General features: G+C 69.4%; 18 protein-coding genes. 4 read left to right on the top strand and 14 right to left on the bottom strand.

Going from position 1 to position 16042, the window contains the following annotated elements:
• Positions 1–189 (bottom strand): ParA family protein (locus tag QZ500_RS16910; RefSeq protein WP_295856812.1); only part of this gene is annotated, 189 nt, incomplete at its 3' end.
• A 109-nt stretch (positions 190–298) separates the two neighbouring features.
• On the bottom strand, positions 299–1072 hold the full coding sequence (locus QZ500_RS16905) for a sulfite exporter TauE/SafE family protein (RefSeq protein ID WP_295856811.1): 774 nt from the start codon (positions 1070–1072) through the stop codon (positions 299–301).
• A gap of 182 nt (positions 1073–1254) precedes the next feature.
• On the opposite strand from QZ500_RS16905, the gene QZ500_RS16900 reads away from it, so the two are divergent.
• The gene (locus QZ500_RS16900; protein ID WP_295856810.1) at positions 1255–1758 is read left to right on the top strand and encodes a pyridoxamine 5'-phosphate oxidase family protein; all 504 of its coding nucleotides are present in this window, start codon (positions 1255–1257) and stop codon (positions 1756–1758) included.
• A 100-nt stretch (positions 1759–1858) separates the two neighbouring features.
• On the opposite strand, the gene QZ500_RS16895 is transcribed toward QZ500_RS16900, so the two are convergent.
• From QZ500_RS16895 to QZ500_RS16865, 7 genes are all read right to left on the bottom strand, one after another.
• Positions 1859–2899, bottom strand: coding sequence for a tripartite tricarboxylate transporter substrate binding protein (locus tag QZ500_RS16895; RefSeq protein ID WP_295856808.1), 1041 nt, complete (start codon positions 2897–2899; stop codon positions 1859–1861).
• 50 nt (positions 2900–2949) lie between these two features.
• Complete coding sequence (locus QZ500_RS16890; protein WP_295856814.1) at positions 2950–3957, bottom strand: tripartite tricarboxylate transporter substrate binding protein; 1008 nt, start codon at positions 3955–3957, stop codon at positions 2950–2952.
• Positions 3958–4100: 143 nt separating this feature from the next.
• Positions 4101–4829, bottom strand: a complete 729-nt coding sequence (locus QZ500_RS16885) for an SDR family oxidoreductase (protein WP_295856807.1) — start codon at positions 4827–4829, stop codon at positions 4101–4103.
• Positions 4830–4861: 32 nt separating this feature from the next.
• Complete coding sequence (locus QZ500_RS16880; protein WP_295856813.1) at positions 4862–5785, bottom strand: tripartite tricarboxylate transporter substrate binding protein; 924 nt, start codon at positions 5783–5785, stop codon at positions 4862–4864.
• A gap of 53 nt (positions 5786–5838) precedes the next feature.
• Positions 5839–7053, bottom strand: a complete 1215-nt coding sequence (pcaF, locus tag QZ500_RS16875) for a 3-oxoadipyl-CoA thiolase (protein WP_295856805.1) — start codon at positions 7051–7053, stop codon at positions 5839–5841.
• A gap of 74 nt (positions 7054–7127) precedes the next feature.
• Positions 7128–7775 (bottom strand): 3-oxoacid CoA-transferase subunit B, encoded by a 648-nt coding sequence (locus QZ500_RS16870; protein WP_295856803.1) that lies wholly within the window; start codon positions 7773–7775, stop codon positions 7128–7130.
• A 40-nt stretch (positions 7776–7815) separates the two neighbouring features.
• Positions 7816–8520: a 3-oxoacid CoA-transferase subunit A gene (locus tag QZ500_RS16865; RefSeq protein ID WP_295856801.1), complete on the bottom strand. Its 705-nt coding sequence runs from the start codon at positions 8518–8520 to the stop codon at positions 7816–7818.
• A gap of 109 nt (positions 8521–8629) precedes the next feature.
• Between QZ500_RS16865 and QZ500_RS16860 the strand changes: the two genes are divergently transcribed.
• Together QZ500_RS16860 and QZ500_RS16855 are read left to right on the top strand one after the other, a co-directional pair.
• On the top strand, positions 8630–9454 hold the full coding sequence (locus QZ500_RS16860) for an IclR family transcriptional regulator C-terminal domain-containing protein (RefSeq protein ID WP_295856800.1): 825 nt from the start codon (positions 8630–8632) through the stop codon (positions 9452–9454).
• Positions 9455–9767: 313 nt separating this feature from the next.
• Positions 9768–10034 (top strand): hypothetical protein, encoded by a 267-nt coding sequence (locus QZ500_RS16855; RefSeq protein ID WP_295856798.1) that lies wholly within the window; start codon positions 9768–9770, stop codon positions 10032–10034.
• Positions 10035–10368: 334 nt separating this feature from the next.
• On the opposite strand, the gene arsC is transcribed toward QZ500_RS16855, so the two are convergent.
• The 4 genes from arsC to QZ500_RS16835 form a co-directional block, all read right to left on the bottom strand.
• A complete protein-coding gene (gene arsC / locus QZ500_RS16850) occupies positions 10369–10797 on the bottom strand; it encodes an arsenate reductase (glutaredoxin) (protein ID WP_295856796.1) in 429 nt (142 codons plus the stop codon).
• Between the two features lie 21 nt (positions 10798–10818).
• Positions 10819–12102 carry an arsenic transporter gene (locus QZ500_RS16845; RefSeq protein WP_295856795.1) on the bottom strand — a complete coding sequence of 428 codons (1284 nt, stop codon included), beginning with the start codon at positions 12100–12102 and terminating at the stop codon, positions 10819–10821.
• Positions 12103–12105: 3 nt separating this feature from the next.
• Positions 12106–12432, bottom strand: coding sequence for a helix-turn-helix domain-containing protein (locus tag QZ500_RS16840; RefSeq protein ID WP_295856793.1), 327 nt, complete (start codon positions 12430–12432; stop codon positions 12106–12108).
• A gap of 96 nt (positions 12433–12528) precedes the next feature.
• A complete protein-coding gene (locus tag QZ500_RS16835; protein WP_295856791.1) occupies positions 12529–14124 on the bottom strand; it encodes a methyl-accepting chemotaxis protein in 1596 nt (531 codons plus the stop codon).
• Positions 14125–14359: 235 nt separating this feature from the next.
• Between QZ500_RS16835 and QZ500_RS16830 the strand changes: the two genes are divergently transcribed.
• The gene (locus QZ500_RS16830; RefSeq protein ID WP_295856790.1) at positions 14360–14794 is read left to right on the top strand and encodes a DUF1841 family protein; all 435 of its coding nucleotides are present in this window, start codon (positions 14360–14362) and stop codon (positions 14792–14794) included.
• A gap of 143 nt (positions 14795–14937) precedes the next feature.
• Here QZ500_RS16830 and QZ500_RS16825 read toward each other — a convergent pair whose 3' ends face one another.
• Positions 14938–15963: a LysR substrate-binding domain-containing protein gene (locus QZ500_RS16825; RefSeq protein ID WP_295856788.1), complete on the bottom strand. Its 1026-nt coding sequence runs from the start codon at positions 15961–15963 to the stop codon at positions 14938–14940.
• Between the last annotated feature and the right edge of the window lie 79 nt (positions 15964–16042).

Here is a 16042-nt window from a genome sequence, read left to right as displayed (position 1 = left end):
CGCCTCCCAGACGCCGATCGGCGGCACGGTCTCGGGCCGCAGGCTCAGCCACAGCCGCGAGGACTGCTGCCGGTCGATGTCGCCGAGCAGCACCGGATGGCCCTGCTGCGCGAAGTGGCCGGCGATGTTGGTGGATAGGGTCGACTTGCCCACGCCCCCCTTGGGATTGGCTACGACGACGACGGGCATGGCGAGGCTCCTGCGGATGAGAGGAAGCGCCGATGGTAATGCGGGCCGTGGGCCAGACTGAATCCTTGCCATTTTCGAGCTCCAGCGCCCGTCCCGCCTGCGCAAACAGCTATCGAATCGATAGCATATGGCCGAAGCCGTCCCAGCACAGCTTGCAGCCGGTCAGCAGCATGCCGCCGGTCAGGATGCGGTAGAACCAGCGCTCGTTGATCCGCCGAGCGATCCGGAACCCTGCCCACACCCCGAGCGGTGCGAACGGCAGCAGCACAATGGACGTGGCCATGTTGCGCAGGTCGATCAGTCCCAGCCAGGCATACGGAATCCACTTCGACAGGTTCACGCCGAAGAACAGGAAGGCCATGGTGGCGGTGAACACCATCGGCGGCAGCCGCAGCGGAATCAGGTAGGCGTTGAGCGGCGGGCTGCCCGCATGGGCGACGAAGCTGGTGAAGCCCGACACCACTGTCAGTGCCGCACCGGCCCAGCGCGGCGGCGCCGGGTCGTCGGGGCGCGGCCGGAAGAACAGCCGCTGCGCCAGGAACATCAGCGTGCAGACACCGACGATGCCCGCCACCAGCCGCGCATCCAGCAGCCGGAACAGCAGCGCCCCCACCACCGTGCCGACCAGCGCCCACTGCAGCAGGAAGCGCAGCAGCGCCCGGTCGAAGTGGCGCCGGAAGGCCGCGATGCCGAGCAGATCCATCGCGAGCAGCACCGGCATCAGGATCGCCGCGGCGTCGGGGATCGCCACCGCCAGGCCCATCAGCGGAACCGCGAGCGCGCCGAAGCCGGCGCCGAAGCCGCTCTTGCTGATGCCGAGCAGCAGCACCGCGGGGATGGCAACGGCATAGAAGAAAGGATCGGTGATGACGGGCAGCGGCACGGGCAGACAGGCAGCGGAGGAGCGCGGAATGGCAGCGGCCACTGTATCCGGCCGGCCACGGGCCTGCGGCGGGCGTGCAGTGTGGGCATCGCCGCACACCGCCCGGCGTCGCAGGCTGACGCGGCTCCCGCCGACGGGCAGTCACGCTGCGCTTTCGATCCATCCGACCGAAAGAACACACCATGAGCGACCAGACCTCCGACCACGCCAAGCTGTGGGACCTGATCAAGGACATCAAATTCGGCATGTTCACGCACCGCCACGGCGACGGCCGGCTGCACAGCCATCCGCTGACCACCCAGAACCAGTCGCTCGACGAAGGCGCGGTGCTCTACTTCTTCGTCTCGCGCAGCAGCGAGATCGCCGCCCGGGTGCGCGAGGACGGCAACGTCAACATCGCCTACGCCCATCCGGGCAAGGACAGCTATGTGTCGGTCTCCGGCGAGGCCCGCGACGTGGAAGACCGCGCCACGGTGGAGCGCCTCTGGACCAAGATGGCCGAGGCCTGGTTCCCGGGCGGCCCGACCGATCCGGACCTGCAGCTGCTGGAAGTCCGCATCATCGGCGCCGAATACTGGGACGTGACCGACAGCAAGGTCACCCAGCTGTTCAAGATGGCCAAGTCGGTCGTCACCGGCAAGCCACCGCAGGACCTGGGCGAGCACAAGGAACTGCGCGTGTCCTGACGCCTCCGAGCAATCCATGAAAAAAGCCGCCGGTGCCCTGTGCACCGGCGGCTTTTGTTTTGGAAGGGCCTGCGACGCGAACGCCGCTGCCGCCGCTGGCTCAGTCGAGCGAGATGTTCGCCTTGCGGATCACGTCGCCGAAGCGCTTCGATTCACTCGCGATGAACTGGCGGAACTGGTCGCGCGTCTGCGGGAAGGGTTCGTAGCCGAAGCTGACGAACTTCTCGCGGGCGTCGGGCTCGGCGAGCGCCTCCTCCACGTCACGCTTGATCTTGTCGGTCACCGCGGGCGGCAAGCCCTTCGGCGCGGCGATCGCGTTCCAGCCGATCACCTCGAAGCCGGCCGGACCGCCGGATTCGGCGACCGTCGGCACGTTCTCGTAGCCCACCGTGCGCTTGGGCGCGGCGACGGCGAGCAGCTTGATCTTGCCCGCGCGGTAGAGCGGCCCGGCGGTGGCGCTGGAGCCGAGGGCGAAGGCCAGCTCGCCGGTCGCGACCGAGGTGTAGAGCTGCGTGGTCTCCTTGTAGATCACGTGCTCCATCTGCGTGCCGGTCATCGACTCGAACAGTTCCGAGCCCAGGTGCACCGGATTGCCGACCGACCAGGAGCCGTAGTTCAGCTTGCCGGGATTGGCCTTGGCGTCGGCGATCAGGTCGGCCACCGACTGGTACTTGCTGTTGGTCGGCACCGTGAAGAAGAAGTAGGTGCGGAACATCGGCAGGATCGGATCGAAATCCTTATCGATGTCGTACGGCAGCTTCTTGAACAGCGACGGGTAGGCCGCGAGGTGCACGTTGTCGAGCTGGATCAGGTCGGTGCCGTCCTTGGCGCCGCGCTTGAAGGCGTCGATCGCGATGAAGCCGTTGCCGCCCGGGCGGTTCTCCACCACCACCGGCTGCCCCCATTTGCGCGAGAGCTTGTCGGCCACCAGCCGGGCCAGGCCGTCCGGACCGCCGCCCACCGGGAACGGCGTGATGATGCGCACCGGCTTGGTCGGCCAGGCAGCAGGCGCCGCGGCCGGCTGCGGCTGCTGCGCCTGCTGCGCATGGACAGGGCCTGCGCCCCAGAGCGCGGCCGCGCCGGCAAGCGCGAGGGTGGCGGCGCCGAAGCGGCGGCGGGTGGTGGTGGACGTACGGTGCATGGTCTTGTCTCCTGCTGTGGATCGTCGGTGGTGCGAACGGGAACGGATTGTCAGTCGACCGTGGCGCCCGAGGCCTTCACGACCTTGCCCCACTTGGCGGTCTCGGCCTGGATGAAGGCGGCGAACTGGGCGGGCTTCTCGGCGTAGGGCTCGGCGCCCTGCTCGCTCAGCTTCTTCTTCAGTTCGGCGGTGCCCAGCACCTTGATCAGCGCGGTGTCGATCCGCTCGATCACCGGGGCCGGGGTGCCGGCCGGTGCGAACAGGCCGAACCACGAGGTCGCCTCGTAGCCGGGCACGCCGGCCTCGGCGATGGTCGGCACGTCCGGCAGTTCGGGCGAGCGCTTGGCGGTGGTGACCGCGATCGGCCGCAGCTTGCCGGCGCGGATGTGCGGCAGCGACGACGGCAGGTTGTCGAACATAATGCCGATCTGGTTGCCCAGCAGGTCGTTGACCGCCGGCGCGCTGCCCTTGTAGGGCACGTGGACCATGTCGACCTGCGCCATCGTCTTGAACAGCTCGCCCGACAGGTGGATCGAGCTGCCGTTGCCCGACGAGCCGAAGTTCACCTTGCCCGGATTAGCCTTGGCATAGGCGATCAGCTCCTTCACCGTCTTGAACGGCTGCTGCGGATTGGCGACCAGCACGTTCGGCACGTTGGCCACCCGCGAGATCGGCGCGAAGTCCTTGATCGGGTCGAACGGCATCTTCGGATAGAGCGACTGGTTGATCGCGTGGGTGCCGACGGTGCCCATGAACAGCGTATAGCCGTCGGCCGCCGCGCGGGCGGCGAACTGGCCGCCGACGTTGCCGCCGGCGCCGAGCCGGTTGTCCACCACCACCGGCTGGCCGAGCTCGGTGCCGAGCGCCTGACCGATCACCCGGGCCAGGATGTCGGTGGTGCCGCCGGCCGCAAACGGCACGACGATGGTGATGGTCTTCGACGGATAGGCCTGCGCCCAGGCGGCGGCGGGCGCGGCCAGCACGGCGGCGGCGGCCAGGGCGCCCAGGCCCAGGCCCAGACGGCGGCGCGACAGCGCACGGGAAGCGAAAGCGGACATGGAACGGATCACGACAAAGGTCTCCTGAAAACTGAAAAAGGCCGGCACACCGGTGCGGGCGAGGGACTGCGGCGCCGGGCGGCGGAGGGCCACGGCGGGCCGCGCGAACCACCGGGCGTGGGGCCCGGCTGGGGTAGAGCGGGTCAGACCGGCGCTTCGCCGAGCGTGGTGCCGCCGCAGACGTAGAGCATCTGCCCGGTGACGAAGCCGTTGGCCGGCGCCAGGAAGAACAGCGCGGCGCGCGCCACGTCCTCCGGCGTGCCCATGCGGCCGACGGTGATGCGGTCGAGGATGCGCTGCGTCTGCGGCGCGCCCTCGGGGTTGCTCTTGCGGAACAGGTCGGTCGCGATCGGGCCGGGGCCGATCGCGTTGACGGTGATGCCGTCGCGGCCGAGCTCCATCGCCAGCGTGCGGGTCAGGCCCACCAGGCCGGCCTTGGTCGCGGAATACACGATGCGGTCCACCTTGCCGAGCGCGGCGCGCGACGACATGTTGACGATCCGCCCCTGGCCGCAGGCGCGCAGCGACGGCAGAAAGGCCTGGGCCAGCAACATCGGCGCCCGCAGGTGCAGACCGACCACGTCGTCGAGATCGGCGGTGGTGGCGGTGTCGATGGTGCCGGGCCGGGTGGCACCGGCGTTGTTGACCAGCGCGACCACGGCGAAGCGGGCGGCGATCGCCGCGGCGGCATCGCGGGTCGCGGCCTCGTCGGTCAGGTCGGCCTGGAAGGAGACGAGCCGGTCGTGCTGCCAGCCGGGCGCCGCGTAGTCGAGGTTGACCACGGTGCGGCCCTCGGCCAGCAGCGCCTCGGCGATCGCCCGGCCGATGCCGGCGCTGGCGCCGGTGACGACGGTGGCGGTGGGAAGGGACATGGGATACGGTTCCTGCATAAGGAAAAAATTCGTCAGTCGGCGGTGGCGCCGGAGACCTGCACGGTCTCGGCCCACTTGGCGTTCTCGCGCCGGATCAGCGCGGCGTAATCGGCCGGCCCGCCGAGCAGCGGCACCGCGCCTTCGACCGCGAGGCGCGACTGGAAGTCGGCGGTGGACGCCACCTTCAGCACCTGCGCGGCAAGCTCCTGCACCGCCGCGTCGGGCGTGCCGCGCGGTGCGAGCAGGCCGTAGGTGAGCGTGCTCTCGAAGCCCGCGAGGCCGGGCACGCCGGATTCAGCGACGGTCGGCACCTCGGGCAGCGACGCGAGCCGCGCCGCGCTGGTCACCGCCAGCGCCCGCAGCCGGCCGGCCTTCACCAGCGCGAGCGCCGGCGGCAGCACGCTGAACATCGCCTGCACCTGGCCGCCGACCACATCGGCGAGCGCCGGCGCGGTGCCCTTGTACGGCACGTGCAAGATCTTCAGCCCGGCCTTCTGCTCCAGCAGCTCGCCGGTCAGGTGGCCGCCGGTGCCGGCGCCGCTCGAGGCGTAGTCGAGCGTGCCGGGTTTTGCCTTCGCCAGCGCGACCAGATCGCCGACGCTGCGCACCGGCGACGACGCCGGCACCACCAGCACCAGCGGCGAGGACGCGAACATCGCGACCGGCGCCAGGTCACGGCGGCTGTCGACCTTCAGGTTCTTGTAGAGCGCCGGGTTGATCGACACGGTGCCGGTGTGGCCGAGCAGCAGCGTGCCGCCGTCGGCGGTACTGCGCACCACCTGCTCGGTGCCGAGGTTGCCGCCGGCGCCGGGCTTGTTCTCCACCACCACCGTGCCGCCGCGCAGCGGGCCGAGCCCCTGCGCCAGCTGCCGCGCGAAGACGTCGTTGCCGCCGCCGGGTGCGAACGGCACCACGATGCGGACCGGCCGTACGCCCTGCGCCCGCGCCGCCGTCATCGCGGTGGCGCAGGCAGTGGCAGCCAGAAGCGCCAGCGTCGTCCGGCGGTCGATCACACCCGCTCCAGGATCACGGCGATGCCCTGCCCCACGCCGATGCACATGGTGCAGAGCGCGTAGCGGCCGCCGGTGCGGTGCAGCTGGTTGACCGCGGTGGTCGCCAGCCGCGCGCCCGAGGCGCCGAGCGGATGGCCGAGCGCGATCGCCCCGCCGTTCGGGTTCACGCGCGGGTCGTCGTCCTGCAGGCCGAGCTGGCGCAACACCGCCAGGCCCTGCGCGGCAAATGCTTCGTTCAGCTCGATCACGTCGAGCTGGTCGAGCGTCAGGCCGGTCAGCTGCAGCACCTTCTGCGTGGCCGGGGCCGGACCGATGCCCATGATCCGCGGCGCGACGCCGGCGGTCGCCATGCCGACGATGCGGGCGCGCGGCGTCAGGCCGTGCTGCTTCGCGGCGGCCTCGGAGGCGATCAGCATCGCCACCGCGCCGTCGTTCACGCCGCTGGCATTTCCCGCGGTCACGGTGCCGCCTTCGCGCACCACCGGCTTCAGTTTCGCGAGCGTCTCGAGCGTGGTGTCGCGCGGATGCTCGTCCTTGTTCACCACCACCGCATCGCCCTTCTTCTGCGGAATCGTGACCGGCACGATCTCGCTGTCGAAGAAGCCGGCCTTCTGCGCGGCCACCGCCTTCTGCTGCGAGGCGAGCGCCATGCGGTCCTGCGCTTCGCGCTCGATGCCGTAATCGTCGGCCACGTTCTCGGCGGTCTCAGGCATCGAATCGACGCCGTACTGCTGCTTCATCAGCTTGTTGACGAAGCGCCAGCCGATGGTCGTGTCGTAGACCGCGTTGGCGCGGCTGAAGGCGGTATCGGCCTTCGGCATGACGAAGGGGGCGCGGCTCATGCTCTCCACGCCGCCGGCGATCATCAGGCCGGCCTCGCCCGCCTTGATCGCGCGGGCCGCACTGCCCACCGCATCCAGGCCGGAGCCGCAGAGGCGGTTGATGGTGGCGCCCGGCACCTCGATCGGCAGGCCGGCCAGCAGCGCGGCCATGCGGGCGACGTTGCGGTTGTCCTCGCCGGCCTGGTTGGCGCAGCCGTAGAGCACGTCGGCGACCGCCGTCCAGTCGACGTTCGGGTTGCGGGCGATCAGCGCCTTCAGCGGCACCGCGCCCAGGTCGTCGGTGCGGACCGACGACAGCGCGCCGCCGTAGCGGCCGAAGGGGGTGCGGACGGCGTCGCAGATGAAGGCCTGGGTCAGGGTGTGGCTCATGGAAGCTCCTGTTGTCTCGGAAGAATGGAAGAGAAAAGAAGGCGGCGGACGGGCCGGCGCGGCCGGATCGGCCGTCAGGCGGCGGCTATCGGCAGGCCGACCAGCCGTTCGAGTGCCTCGCGCGACAGGCCGTCGACCGTGTCGATCAGCCGCAAGCCATCGGGCGTGCAGGCGAGCGTGGCCAGGTCGGAGTAGATGCGCTTGACGCAGCCGACGCCGGTGAGCGGATAGGTGCAGCGCTCGACCACCTTGCTCGCGCCCTGCTTGGTGAGCAGATCCATCATCACCCAGGTCTGCTTGGCGCCGATCGCCAGGTCCATCGCACCGCCGACCGCCGGGATGGCGCCGGGCTCGCCGGTGCTCCAGTTGGCCAGGTCGCCGGTGGCCGACACCTGGAAGGCGCCGAGCACGCAGATGTCGAGGTGGCCGCCACGCATCATCCCGAAGCTGTCGGCATGGTGGAAATACGCGCCACCGGCCAGCAGGGTCACCGGCTGCTTGCCGGCGTTGATCAGGTCGTAGTCCTCGTCGCCCTTCGCCGGCGCCGGGCCCATGCCGAGGATGCCGTTCTCGCTCTGCAGGATGACCTCGCGGCCGGCCGGGATGTGGTTGGCCACCAGCGTCGGCTGGCCGATGCCGAGGTTGACGTACGCGCCGTCGTGGATGTCCTGCGCCACCCGGCGGGCGAGTTCGTCCTTGCTCCGTTTTTGATAGCTGCTCACGCTTGCTGCTCCTGCGCCAGAGGCGTTTTGGGTGCCGATGTCAGGCGGATTTGCGGAAACCGCCGGCCTGGGTGGCCACCCGGTCGATCTTCACGATGCGGTGCACGTAGATGCCGGGGGTGACGACCGCCTCCGGGTCCAGCCCGCCCAGGTCCCGGATCTCGTGGACGGTGGCGATGGTCTTTTTCGCCGCCGTCGCCATCACCGGACCGAAGTTGCGCGCGGCCTTGCGGTAGGTCAGGTTGCCCCAGCGGTCGCCGGCTTCGGCCTTGACCAGCGCCAGTTCGGCGTGGATCGGGTACTCGAGCACGTAGTGCCGCCCGTCGATCTCGCGGGTTTCCTTGCCGGCGGCCAGTTCGGTGCCGTAGGCGGTCGGGCAGAAGAAGGCGCCGATGCCGGCCCCCGCGGCGCGGATGCGCTCGGCCAGGTTGCCCTGCGGCACCAGTTCCAGTTCCAACTTGCCGCTGCGGTAGAGGCCGTCGAACACATGGCTGTCGACCTGCCGCGGGAAGCTGCAGATCACCTTGCGCACCCGGCCGGTGGCCAACAGCGCGGCCAGGCCGGTGTCGCCGTTGCCGGCGTTGTTGTTGACGACGGTCAGCTCCTTCGCGCCGTGGGCGATCAGGCCGTCGATCAGTTCGGACGGAATGCCGGAGGTGCCGAAGCCGCCGATCAGCACCGTCGCCCCGTCCTGCACCGCGCCGTCGAGCGCCTCGGCCACCGAGGCCGCGATCTTGTCGATCATGGAATGTGTCTCCTGGAAGCATCGACCCGTGCAGCCGATAGTCTGAAATGTTCGCAATACGAACAAATGTTCGTAGAATGAATTTCTTGACGGATTCTAGGGCTGCACCATGTCCTTGCCAACCCATGCCGACCCCGCTGCGCGCGGGGATTTACCCGCATCCCCCCGCCCCGGCGACAGCTACGTGCAGTCGTTTGCCCGCGGGTTGGAGGTGATCCGCAGCTTCAGCAGCACCGCGCCGCGGCAGACGCTGTCGGAGGTCGCGGTCGCGACCGGCCTGACCCGCGCCGGCGCGCGCCGCATCCTGCTGACGCTGGAGACGCTCGGCTATGTGGAGAGCGACGGCCGCCTGTTCGCGCTGACGCCGCGCATCCTCGACCTCGGCTTCGCCTACCTGTCGTCGATGCCGATGTGGAACCTGGCCGAGCCGCTGATGGAAGACCTGGTCGAGCAGGTGAAGGAGTCGTGCTCGGCCGCGGTGCTGGACGGCCACGAGATCGTCTATGTGCTGCGGGTGCCGACCCACAAGATCATGAAGATCAGCCTGGGCGTCGGTTCCCGGCTGCCGGCCTGCGTGACCTCGCTCGGCCGGGTGCTGCTCGCCGCCCTGCCGGAGGACGAGGCCCGGCGCCGCATCGCAGCGTCGCCGCGCCCGGCCCTCACACCGCATACCGAGACCGATGTGGATGCGCTGATGGCCCGCGTCCGCGAGGCGCGGTCGCAGGGCTGGTGCCTACTGAACCAGGAACTGGAGGAAGGCCTGGTGTCGATCGCCGCGCCGGTCACCGACCGCGCAGGCCGCACCGTGGCGGCGATCAACGTCAGCGGGCAGATCAACCGGACGGGGGTGGAGGCGCTGCAGCAGGAGATCCTGCCGCGGCTGCGAGCGACGGCGGATGCGATTTCGCGGCGGCTGCAGGCGCGGGGCGGCTGATGCGCGGGCGGGTCGGCGGCGCCCCGTCCGAATACAGGGCAGCCGCATCGGCGTTTCCGCAGTCGCCTGTCGCAACGCGCTGCGATCACGGTGGTCCGCCGCGCGCCGGCGGACGAGACCGACTGGACGATTGACATTCATTAACAAAATGGACCGCCCGCAGGACGATACTTTGACAGCGCTTATCGCCACCGTCACCCGACTAACCGGTTCATTAACTGGCCGGCCGATCTGAAAGGTGCGATCGGTGAATTTTAATCGCCCCTATACCGTCCATCCACGAAAGCAAAAAATGACGAAAAATCGCTTGTCCATGATTGTCCTCGGCTCGGCCGCAATTGCGGTGGCAATGCTCAGCGGCTGCGACGTGAAGAAGACCGCAGAAGGTAATGTCACCCTGCCCAAATACGAAGTCGAGAAAAAGCAGGCGGGCGATATCACCCTGCCGAAGTACGATGTGACGCCCCCGTCGGTTGCGGTCACGACCACCGAAAAAACCGTGACGGTCCCGACGGTCAAGACCGAGGAAAAGGTTGTCGAAGTTCCGAAGGTGACGATTACCTCTGGAAAAGATAAATAATCGTATCGATGATGGACGGGCCTGGCCGCAAAAGCAGTCAGGCCCTTATGCTTTTGGAAGTTTAGCTTAGATTTCGATGCCTTACACGCCGCCGGCAGAACGAGAGATACACATTTTCTCGGAGCCAGGATGCGGCAACACCCCATAATGTGACTGCGCCATGCCCAGTTACACCTAGCAGGGCAAATAGGACGGGCACGTGATTACTTTTTCAACAGCATCAATCACCCAGCCCGACGGAGTCGCACAACCTTCGTTGCGGGCCCTGGTCACTTCGTTCCCGCCGCATAGGCGTAATCCCGGCGATAAAACCACCGTTTGACCGTAAGGAAGATCAACGGCTTCCGATGCGACGCCCTTCCGCATCGACCACCGCCTCCCCGTCCTCCTTCGTGAACGCCCCGCGCTGCGGCTGCGGCAGGATGTCCAGCACCGCCTCGGACGGCCGGCAGAGCCGGGTGCCCAGGGGTGTCTCCACGATCGGCCGGTTCATCAGGATCGGATGCGCGACGATGAAATCAAGCAGTTGCTCGTCGGTCCACTTCGGATCGTCCAGGCCAAGTTCGTCGTAGGGCGTGCCCTTTTGCCGCAGCACATCGCGCACCGGCACGCCCATCTGCGCGATCAGCCGCTGCAGCGTGGTCCGGTCCGGCGGCGTCTTTAGGTACTCGATGACCGTCGGCTCCGCGCCGGAATTGCGGATGAGCGCCAGCGTGTTGCGCGAGGTGCCGCAGTGGGCGTTGTGATAGATCGTGATGCTCATGGGGTGCGGTTAGAAGTGGGGTCAGAGGCTCAGGCGAATCGCCAGCGCGGCCAGCGCAGCAGCGAGCACCGGCACGGTCAGCACGACACCCACGCGAAAGTAGTAGCTCCAGGCGATGGTGGTGCCCTTGCGGGACAGCACGTGCAGCCACAGCAGGGTGGCGAGGCTCCCGATGGGCGTGATTTTCGGTCCCAGGTCGCAGCCGATCACGTTGGCATGGACCATCGCCTCCCTGACGACGCCCGTGGCAGACGACTGGTCGATGGACAGCGCACCCACCAGCACGGTCGGCATGTTGTTCATGACCGAGGACAGCAGCGCGGTCAGGAAGCCGGTGCCGAACGCCGCACCCCAGACACCGCCCTGCGCGAACCGATCCAGCAGGCCCGCCAGGTGCGCGGTCAGCCCGGCATTGAATAGCCCGTAGACCACCAAGTACATGCCGAGCGAGAAGACGACGATATGCCAGGGTGCGCCGCGCAGCACCCGACGGACCGGAATGACCCGGCCTCGGCTGGCGACCGCGAGCAGCAGCACCGCGCAGGCTGCGGCCACGACGCTGACCGGTACGCCGAGCGGTTCCAGCGCGAAGAAGCCGAGCAGCAGCAGCCCGAGTACCACCCAACCGGCGCGGAAGGTGGCGCGGTCGCGGATCGCTTCCGCCGGCCTGCGCAACTGGCCCCGGTCATAGGTCGTCGGCAGGTCTCGACGGAAGTACAGGTAGAGCACGCCCAAACTCGCCACGACCGAGACGATGTTCACCGGCACCATCACCGATGCGTAGCCGGCGAAGCCCAGTCCGAAGAAGTCGGCCGAGACGATGTTGACCAGGTTCGAGACGATCAGCGGCAGGCTGGCGGTATCGGCGATGAAGCCCGCGGCCATCACGAAGGCGAGCGTGGCGGCCGGCGAGAAGCCGAGTGCGACCAGCATCGCCATGACGATGGGCGTGAGGATCAGCGCCGCGCCGTCGTTGGCGAACAGCGCAGAGACGGCTGCGCCCAGCAGCACGATCGACCCGAACAGCCGAGCGCCGCGTCCGCCGCCCCGGCGGGCGACGTGCAGCGCGGCCCACTCGAAGAAGCCGGCCTCGTCGAGCAGCAGGCTGATCAGGATCACCGCAACGAAGGTGGCGGTGGCGTTCCAGACGATGCCCCACACGACCGGGACGTCCGACAGGTGCACCACCCCGAGCGCCAGCGCTGCCAGAGCGCCGGCCGCAGCGCTCCAGCCGATGCCGAGCCCGCGCGGCTGCCAGATAACGAGGACCAGGGTGACGACGAAAACCGAGACGGCGGCAAGCATGGGTCAGCAGTGGCAGGCGTTGGAGGGGACATCGACACCGCAGGGTGCGCCGGCACAGCAGTTCTCGGTCAGGAATCCGAGCAAACCGTTCATGCGGTCATAGGCCGCGCGGTAGACGAGGTTGCGGCTCGCACGCTCGACGGTGATCAGGCCGGCGTGTGACAGCTCCTTGAGGTGGAACGAGAGCGTGGCATTGGGAATGCCGAGGGCTTCGACCAGCACGCCGGGCGTCTGGCCGTCGTCACCTGCGACGACGAGAGCGCGGAAGATGCGCAGGCGCATCGGATGGGCCAGGGCCCCGAGTGCCTGGACGGCTTGGTCTTCGGTCATGGCGCGGATGTTATGACATTTCCATAAAAGTAGAAATGAAGCACCAGCGATAGTGCGGCGTGCCCTCCACGCGTTGCAGAGCTCGGTTTCGACCGGCTAGGCGAGCGTAAGAACCCGCGAGGCCCCCGCCCGCTCGTCGTGCCGGAACACCGACACCGCCTGCACCAGCTGATCCGCCTGCCGCCGCAGGCCCGACGCCGCCGCCGCACTTTCCTCGACCAGCGCGGCGTTCTGCTGCGTGGTCTGGTCCATCAGCGCGACCGATTCGCCGACCTGCTGCACGCCCTGGCTCTGCTGGTCGGTGGCGGCGCTGATCTCGGCCATCAGCGCGCTGACCTGCTGCACGGCGGCCACCACCTCCTCCATCGTCGCGCCGGCGGTGCCGACCAGTTCCGAGCCGCGCTCGACCTGCGCGGTGCTCTCGGCGATCAGCTGCTTGATCTCCTTCGCAGCCGCGGCGCTGCGGCTGGCCAGGCTGCGCACCTCGGCGGCGACGACGGCGAAGCCGCGGCCCTGCTCGCCGGCGCGGGCGGCCTCGACTGCGGCGTTCAACGCCAGGATGTTGGTCTGGAAGGCGATGCTGTCGATCACGCCGGTGATGTCGCCGATGCGGGCCGCGCTCTGGCGGATGCCCTGCATCGTCTCGACCACCTGGTGCACCACGCCGCCGCCGCGTGTCGCCACGCCCGACGCCTCGGCGGCCAGCCGGTCGGCATTGCGGGCGTTGTCGGCGTTGTGCTGCACGGTGGAGCCGAGCTGCTCCATCGACGCGGCCGTCTGCTGGAGCGCGGCGGCCTGCTGCTCGGTGCGCCGGCTCAGGTCGTGGTTGCCGTCGGCGATCTCGCCGCTGGCGGCAGCCACCTCGACCGCGTTGCTGCGCACCGTGGCGACGAGGCCGGCCAGCCGGTCCTGCATCTGCCGCAGCGCCAGCAGCAGCCGGCCGGTCTCGTCCTGCGCCGGCACCTCGACCACCGCGGTCAGGTCGCCGCCGGCGATCCGGTCGGCCACCGCGACCGCCTGCTGCAGCCGGCGGGTCAGCGTCATCGTCACCCGCCAGGCCATCAGCAGCGCAGCGGCGACGGCCAGGCTGCAGAACACCGCGAGCAGCGCGCGCTGCCGCTCGAAGCTCGCACGCGCATCCGCCACCAGCGCAGCGGCCCGCTCTTCGGTGGAGGCGACGAAGCGCTGGCTGGTCTCCACCAGCTCCTTCAGCAGCGGATTGCACTGCTCCATGATGCGGACGATCGCCTCGTCGCGCCGCCGCTCGCGCGCCAGCGCCACGATCTGCAGTGCGACCGGGGCATAGCGCCCCTCGACCTGCTGCAGCTGCGCGAGCAGGGCGCGGTCGCCGTCGGTGGCGTCGGGCGCGGCGGCCAGCATTTCGCCGAGGCGGTCGAGCCGCGTCTTCACGTCCTGGTGCGCCCGCAGCACGGCCGCGTGTTCAGCGTCGCTGTCCTCCGGTCGGGTGGCGATGACGAGGTTGCGCGCAGCGATCGCGCGCCGGTCCACGGCGGTGCGCATGTGCTCGGCCATTAGGGCGCGCGCGTTCAGGCCGTTGACGTAGTCGCTGAAGCGGTCGTTGGCCGCCGACAGGGCCGCGAGCCCGCCGGCCGCGGTGGCCAGCAGCAGCAGCGCCAGGGCGCCGAAATTGACCGCGAGTTTGGTGCGGACGGACAGGTCCTTGAATGCCATGGCTCCTCCGATGGTGGGCGGTGGGGAGCGGCGATGCAGAACACTGCTCAGGCGACCTGGCGGCGCCTCCATTTATGACGAATCATGTCATTTTTCACATTAACTTCGTCATACGACAACCTATTGCCTGCATCACGCGCTAACGCCAGACCACCATAGCGCTTTCGCCCACGGTTGAAAAGCGGCCTCGGCGCCGCAGTCGCTACGGCTGTCGCGTGCGTGCTAGGCTGGCCGGATGTTCCAGCCCTCCCAACAGGACGTCCGCCGTTTCTTCTGCTCCGTCTATGCCAAGTCGCGGTCCGGAGCGCCGCTGGAGGCGCTCGAGACGCTCGCGGCGCTGTGGATCGACGAGCATCCCGAGTACCACGCCGACCTGGCGGATGCCGATGCCGCCGTCGCCCGGGTGTACGAGGGCGACGCGGCGCGGGAGAACCCGTTCCTGCACCTGTCGATGCACCTGTCGATCAGCGAGCAGTGCTCGATCGATCAGCCGCGCGGCATCCGCCAGGCGGTCGAACTGCTGACCGCCCGGCTCGGCACGCTGCACGATGCCCACCATGCGGCAATGGAATGTCTGGGTCAGATGCTGTGGGAGAGCCAGCGCAGTGGCCGCCCGCCCGACGGCGCCAGCTACGTGGCCGCAGTGCAGCGCCGCGCGACGCGGGACTGACCAGCCGCTCCGGCCCGCACGGCACGGCACGGCACGGCACGGCACGGCACGGCACGGCACGGCACGGCACGGCACTGCACGGCACGGCACGGCACGGCACGGCACGGCACGGCACGGCACGGCACGGCACGGCAGAACTTCTGCTATTTTTTCGATAGCGTGCTGCGCAGGCGCGACGGGCGCACAGCGGCTTTTTGGGCCTGATCGTCGCCCCGCGCCGCCGTGCGCAGCAGCGCGGCCAGGGCGTCCGCCGCGGCGGAGGCCGGCGCATCGGCCCGCAGCAACAGGCCGACCGGCTCCTCGGTGCCGGCGGTGTCGATCGGCAGGCGCCGCAGCAGCCCGGCGGCGATGTCGGCACCGGCCGCGCCGAGCGGCGTGATCCAGACCGCGTCGGACTCCAGCACCAGCCGGCGCGCCAGCGCCACGTCGAGCGTCTGCAGGGTGTGCGCCGGCAGCACCAGCCCGAGCGCGCGGAAAAAACTCTCGGTGTGGTGGCGCGGCACCGTGCCCTCGCCGTACACCACCAGCGGATGGGCCAGCACCGCCGGCACCGACCGCGCCCGGCGGGCCGCCGCAAGGGGATGGTCGGCCCGCACCACGAAGGCGAGCGGCTCGTGGTGCAGCAGCGTGAAGGCCAGGCCGGCCATCGGACCCGGCTCGCTCATCCGGCCCGCCACGAGGTCGAGTTCGCCGGCCCGCAGCGCCTCCAGCAGCACCGCGTTCGCGGCCGTCTTTACCACGATCTGCAGCGCCGGCCAGCGCGCCCGAAGCGCCACCAGTGCGGGCGGCAGCAGCGCCGGCGACACGCTCGGCAGCACACCGATGCGCAGCCGCGCGGCGCCGCCGTCCGCGGTGGGGGCGACTGCCTGGCCACCCGCCTCCACCGCCTCCAGCACCCGCAGCGCCTGCGCAAGCAGCTGCTCGCCGGTGCCGGTCAGGCCCTGGATGCCGCGCCGGCCGGCACCGCCGCGCTCCACCAGCCGCGCGCCGGCCAGCGCTTCCAGCTCAGCGAGCGTCTTCGACATCGCCGGCTGGCTGAGCGACAGCCGCGCCGCGGCGCGCGCCAGGTGCCGCTCCTGCGCCACCGCGACCAGGCAGCGCAGGTGGCGCAGCTGCACGTTGCGGGCGAAGGCGGCGGCGGCATCGGTACCGGGCGGCGGGTCTTGCATGACGAGGAGTGATGTGAATCGGCGCAATCTTCAATATACAGAATGCAAATCCCTGCCTACAGTCGCGCCATCCCGACCG

The organism is uncultured Xylophilus sp. (assembly GCA_913776965.1).
Lineage (GTDB): Bacteria > Pseudomonadota > Gammaproteobacteria > Burkholderiales > Burkholderiaceae_C > Xylophilus.
The sequence above is the reverse complement of the archived record's forward strand: the minus strand, read 5'-3'. Positions and strand labels throughout refer to the sequence as shown.

Excerpts from the sequence above, each read along its gene's own strand:
- QZ500_RS16900 (WP_295856810.1), top strand. The coding sequence starts at position 1,255 with ATGAGCGACCAGACCTCCGACCACGCCAAGCTGTGGGACCTGATCAAG.
- QZ500_RS16895 (WP_295856808.1), bottom strand. The coding sequence starts at position 2,899 with ATGCACCGTACGTCCACCACCACCCGCCGCCGCTTCGGCGCCGCCACC.
- QZ500_RS16890 (WP_295856814.1), bottom strand. The coding sequence starts at position 3,957 with ATGTCCGCTTTCGCTTCCCGTGCGCTGTCGCGCCGCCGTCTGGGCCTG.
- QZ500_RS16885 (WP_295856807.1), bottom strand. The coding sequence starts at position 4,829 with ATGTCCCTTCCCACCGCCACCGTCGTCACCGGCGCCAGCGCCGGCATC.
- QZ500_RS16880 (WP_295856813.1), bottom strand. The coding sequence starts at position 5,785 with ATGACGGCGGCGCGGGCGCAGGGCGTACGGCCGGTCCGCATCGTGGTG.
- pcaF (WP_295856805.1), bottom strand. The coding sequence starts at position 7,053 with ATGAGCCACACCCTGACCCAGGCCTTCATCTGCGACGCCGTCCGCACC.
- QZ500_RS16865 (WP_295856801.1), bottom strand. The coding sequence starts at position 8,520 with ATGATCGACAAGATCGCGGCCTCGGTGGCCGAGGCGCTCGACGGCGCG.
- QZ500_RS16860 (WP_295856800.1), top strand. The coding sequence starts at position 8,630 with ATGTCCTTGCCAACCCATGCCGACCCCGCTGCGCGCGGGGATTTACCC.
- QZ500_RS16855 (WP_295856798.1), top strand. The coding sequence starts at position 9,768 with ATGATTGTCCTCGGCTCGGCCGCAATTGCGGTGGCAATGCTCAGCGGC.
- arsC (WP_295856796.1), bottom strand. The coding sequence starts at position 10,797 with ATGAGCATCACGATCTATCACAACGCCCACTGCGGCACCTCGCGCAAC.
- QZ500_RS16845 (WP_295856795.1), bottom strand. The coding sequence starts at position 12,102 with ATGCTTGCCGCCGTCTCGGTTTTCGTCGTCACCCTGGTCCTCGTTATC.
- QZ500_RS16840 (WP_295856793.1), bottom strand. The coding sequence starts at position 12,432 with ATGACCGAAGACCAAGCCGTCCAGGCACTCGGGGCCCTGGCCCATCCG.
- QZ500_RS16835 (WP_295856791.1), bottom strand. The coding sequence starts at position 14,124 with ATGGCATTCAAGGACCTGTCCGTCCGCACCAAACTCGCGGTCAATTTC.
- QZ500_RS16830 (WP_295856790.1), top strand. The coding sequence starts at position 14,360 with ATGTTCCAGCCCTCCCAACAGGACGTCCGCCGTTTCTTCTGCTCCGTC.
- QZ500_RS16825 (WP_295856788.1), bottom strand. The coding sequence starts at position 15,963 with ATGCAAGACCCGCCGCCCGGTACCGATGCCGCCGCCGCCTTCGCCCGC.